5 protein-coding genes are annotated in these 3,901 nt (G+C 63.1%); all 5 read left to right on the top strand.

Annotation, left to right across the window (positions count from 1 at the left end):
* Positions 1-433 (top strand): hypothetical protein (locus BG35_RS13120; RefSeq protein ID WP_161632568.1); only part of this gene is annotated, 433 nt, incomplete at its 5' end.
* A 234-nt stretch (positions 434-667) separates the two neighbouring features.
* A complete protein-coding gene (locus BG35_RS0107425) occupies positions 668-1,042 on the top strand; it encodes a hypothetical protein (RefSeq protein WP_152535223.1) in 375 nt (124 codons plus the stop codon).
* A complete protein-coding gene (locus tag BG35_RS0107420) occupies positions 1,039-1,824 on the top strand; it encodes a hypothetical protein (protein ID WP_152535222.1) in 786 nt (261 codons plus the stop codon). Before BG35_RS0107425 ends, BG35_RS0107420 begins: the two co-directional genes overlap by 4 nt.
* 668 nt (positions 1,825-2,492) lie before the next feature.
* Entirely contained in the window at positions 2,493-3,572 is a 1,080-nt protein-coding gene (gene psbA, locus BG35_RS0107410; RefSeq protein ID WP_025782330.1) for a photosystem II q(b) protein, read from the top strand.
* A 162-nt stretch (positions 3,573-3,734) separates the two neighbouring features.
* The coding region (locus tag BG35_RS12160; RefSeq protein ID WP_152535221.1) for a chorismate synthase at positions 3,735-3,901 on the top strand (167 nt) is incomplete at its 3' end.

Genomic DNA, 3,901 nt, shown 5'->3' with positions numbered 1-3,901 from the left:
CGTGGACGAGGAGTTCCGGGAGCAGGGCCTGGCCGTCTCCTTCGCCTGGGACCCGTCCCCATCCAACCGTGGCCCTTCCCTCTCCATGGGTCACACCATGGGCGCCAGCGCCTCGGGGGGCATGGACGCCCTGCTCAATCCCGTCGTCCTGGAGGGGTTGGCTGCACCGGGCAGCAGCGGGCAGCACTTCGAGGCACAACTGGCCTACGGCTTCCCCTTCCACAACGACCGCCTCACCCTCTCCCCAGGGGTGACAGTGGCCTTCTCCCCGGAGAGCAGGAGCTACGGCCTCCTCTGGTCACTGGCCCCCTATTCCCAGCAAAGCCAGACACCACCCTGGGAAATCGCCCTGGAGGGGGAGCGGGAAGAAAGCAACTCCGCAACATCCCCTGTGGATCATTCTCTGGGGCTGCGCTTCTCCCTCCTCTTCTGATGCTCCATCTGAGGGGCGCCGCGCCACCCCTCTCTCGTCAGGCCCCGCGGCGTTACGTCAAGGACGCCCCGGGGTGCGACTCAGTACGCCGGATAGCGAGGCCACCGAGGGGAGCAGCAGTGACCGCGCCACGATTCGGTTGACCCTGAACCACCCCCTGTGGGGAGGGGAGAGCCTGGCCGTGCCGTTACTTTCAGCGGCGGCTCGTTGGGAACCGACTTCATCCTGTCCATCTTGTACAACCCCACGGGAGTGACGCTGAGCGGCAACACGGTGACGTTCACCGGCAGCAACGGCGGCCCCTCCTCCATCGTGACCCTATTGCTGGTCCCTGCCCAGGACGACGACACCAGCGACGAGACGGTGACGGTGGGGCTGGGGACGCTGGCTCCTACCGGCCTCGGTGGCGGCGCCACTGGCATGGGCAACGGCAACGGGCAGATCACCATCACGGACGACGACGATGTCCCCGTCAGCGTGACGCTCAGCGTGCCGGACGCCACTGCGCTGGAGGGGAGCAGTACTGACCGCGCCAGGCTCCGGTTGACCCTGAGCCGCCCCCTGCTGGCGGGGGAGATCCTGATCGTGCCCCGGACTTCCGTCCAGTGACAGCGCCAGGCACCCTGTCCCTGGACGGAAGTCCCACGGGAGTGGCGCTGAGCAATGGCGTGGTGACGTTCACCGGCCTGTCCGCCACAGTGGCGAACGTGTTTCTGGGCTCTCCCCAGGATGATGATCCTGACGACGAGGCGGTGACGGTGAGCATCCCGACGTCCTCTACGGGCACAGCCCCGATCCTGACGGCCACGAATATACCCAGCGAGGTAACGGGGAGCCGCACCGGCGACGGGCGGATAACCATCACGGACGACGACATCACCTTTGTCCTCCGTGTGGAAGCGGTCAGTTCTCCGGTGACGGAGGAGGATGGGGCGAAGGCGGTCTTCCTTGTGAGCCGCGATTCCCGGGACCCGGGCGTCGGGCGCCTATTGTTCACAGCCCAGGCGTCGGAGGAGAACGCCGCGGCAGGATTACGTGACCTCGGCGGCCGCCGAGAGCATAGGGCTCACAGGATACAACATACCGGCCGACAGGCGGAGCACCCGGATCCAGATTCCGCTGAAGAACGACGACGTTGTGGAGGCGGACGGGGCGGTGACGGTGAAGGTGCTGCCCAGCATCACCTGCTACAACAGCGCGGCCGTGAGCGCCACGGTGGTGGTGAACGACCCAGACTTTGCCAGATCCGGGCAATCGCCTCGGGCTCGCCCTCCAGCGACCAGCGAAACACCAGATCAGGAGCTTCCATCAATGGCGCCGCGATCTCGATCACATCACTTTCTCGCAGTGCGTTCAGCACCCTGCGGGCCGCCCGCTTTGACGATATGTAGCCCTTGTGGTACAGAACAGGGTTGTGCTGTCTTCCACATGGCCTTCCCATATGGCCTGCCGCCCATCGTCTAGTTGCATCTTTAAGCGGCGTATGACACTCGCTGCCGACGAGGTTGGTGAGATTGCGGAATCGTGACGGTGGGCGGAGCGGAGGCTGACAGCGTTGATCATCAATTTTGGACACGAAGATCTGCGCCTGGGCATCCTCATATCCTCAGGTATTTCGTGATGCGGGGAATATCGTCATAGTGATAGTTGCCGCTGCGGCAGGCAGGCACAGGGCAAGAGCCAGCAGCGAGAGGCTACCAAGGATAGCGAGAGGCTGCCAACGATAAAGCAAAGCGCATTCCGGGCGCCGGCTAAACCTGCACCGCTGTTGCCTGGTCAGCCAGTTCCATGTGGCGTGTCACGACAGCAAAGGCAAAAGGCATCCCCTGCAGCTTACCTGAGGGTAGGGCAGTGAGTCTGCAGGCCAGGGGACATGGATCTTGGGCAATGCCCCCACAGGGTTTCCCAGGAAAAATACCGCACAGCATCCAGCAAAACCCTGCCCTGATGGGGGTTCCAGCCAATTACGCAACATTTCCACACCAATCGCAATTTTCTGTTACAGTCTGTTCCGTAGGGCGGAAACCCCGCCTTGCTTACCTTCCAATCATCTGTCCTGATGACCACCACACTTCAGCAGCGCCAAGGCGCTTCTGGATGGCAGTCCTTCTGCGACTGGGTGACCAGCACCGACAACCGCCTCTATGTGGGTTGGTTCGGCGTGTTGATGATCCCCACCCTGCTGACTGCCACCACCTGTTTCATCATTGCCTTCGTTGCCGCCCCACCGGTGGACATTGACGGCATCCGCGAGCCCGTGGCCGGCTCCCTGATGTATGGCAACAACATCATCTCCGGCGCTGTTGTGCCCTCCTCCAACGCCATCGGCCTGCACTTCTATCCCATCTGGGAAGCAGCCTCCCTGGACGAGTGGCTCTACAACGGCGGCCCCTACCAACTGGTGGTGTTCCACTTCCTCATTGGCGTTTTCTGCTACATGGGTCGGGAGTGGGAGCTGTCCTACCGGCTGGGGATGCGTCCCTGGATCTGCGTGGCCTACAGCGCCCCTGTGGCTGCCGCTTCCGCCGTGTTTCTGATCTACCCGTTCGGGCAAGGTTCCTTCTCCGACGGCATGCCCCTGGGCATCTCCGGCACCTTCAACTTCATGCTGGTGTTCCAGGCGGAGCACAACATCCTCATGCACCCCTTCCACATGCTGGGGGTAGCGGGTGTGTTCGGCGGCTCCCTCTTCTCCGCCATGCACGGCTCCCTGGTCACCTCCTCCCTGGTGCGGGAAACCACCGAGAGCGAGTCCCAGAACTACGGCTACAAGTTCGGCCAGGAGGAAGAGACCTACAACATCGTGGCCGCCCACGGCTACTTCGGTCGTCTCATCTTCCAGTACGCCTCCTTCAACAACAGCCGCAGCCTCCACTTCTTCCTGGCGGCCTGGCCGGTGATCGGCATCTGGTTCACCTCCATGGGCGTATCCACCATGGCGTTCAACCTCAACGGCTTCAACTTCAACCAGTCCATCCTGGATAGCCAGGGTCGGGTGGTGAACACCTGGGCGGACATCGTGAACCGCGCCAGCCTGGGTATGGAAGTGATGCACGAGCGCAATGCCCACAACTTCCCCCTGGACCTGGCGTCCGCCGAGTCCACCACGGTGGCCTTGACCGCTCCCGCCATCGGCTGATCGGCGGTCGGCAGAGGAGACGGAAGCGTACGTTCTCGTCTCCTTCAGCCTTCAGCCCCCGCTGCAGCGGGGGCTTTTTTGTGGCTTGCCGTTTTGCGTTTTGTGGGCTGTCACTGCGGGTCTGCACTTTTGCCCTGATCCCGTAGGCTAGTGCAAAACGCCATGGCCAGCAGTTTCGGGACACTGTTTCGCATCACCAGCTTTGGGGAATCCCATGGGGGTGGTGTGGGGGTGGTGGTGGATGGCTGTCCGCCACGGCTGCCTTTGGACGTGGCGGGGATTCAGGCGGACCTGGACCGGCGCCGTCCCGGCCAGAGCGCCATCACCAC

Source organism: Candidatus Synechococcus spongiarum SH4 (assembly GCF_000586015.1).
Classification (GTDB): Bacteria; Cyanobacteriota; Cyanobacteriia; order PCC-6307; family Cyanobiaceae; genus Synechococcus_B; species Synechococcus_B spongiarum_F.
This window is presented reverse-complemented; position numbering and strand designations above follow the sequence as displayed.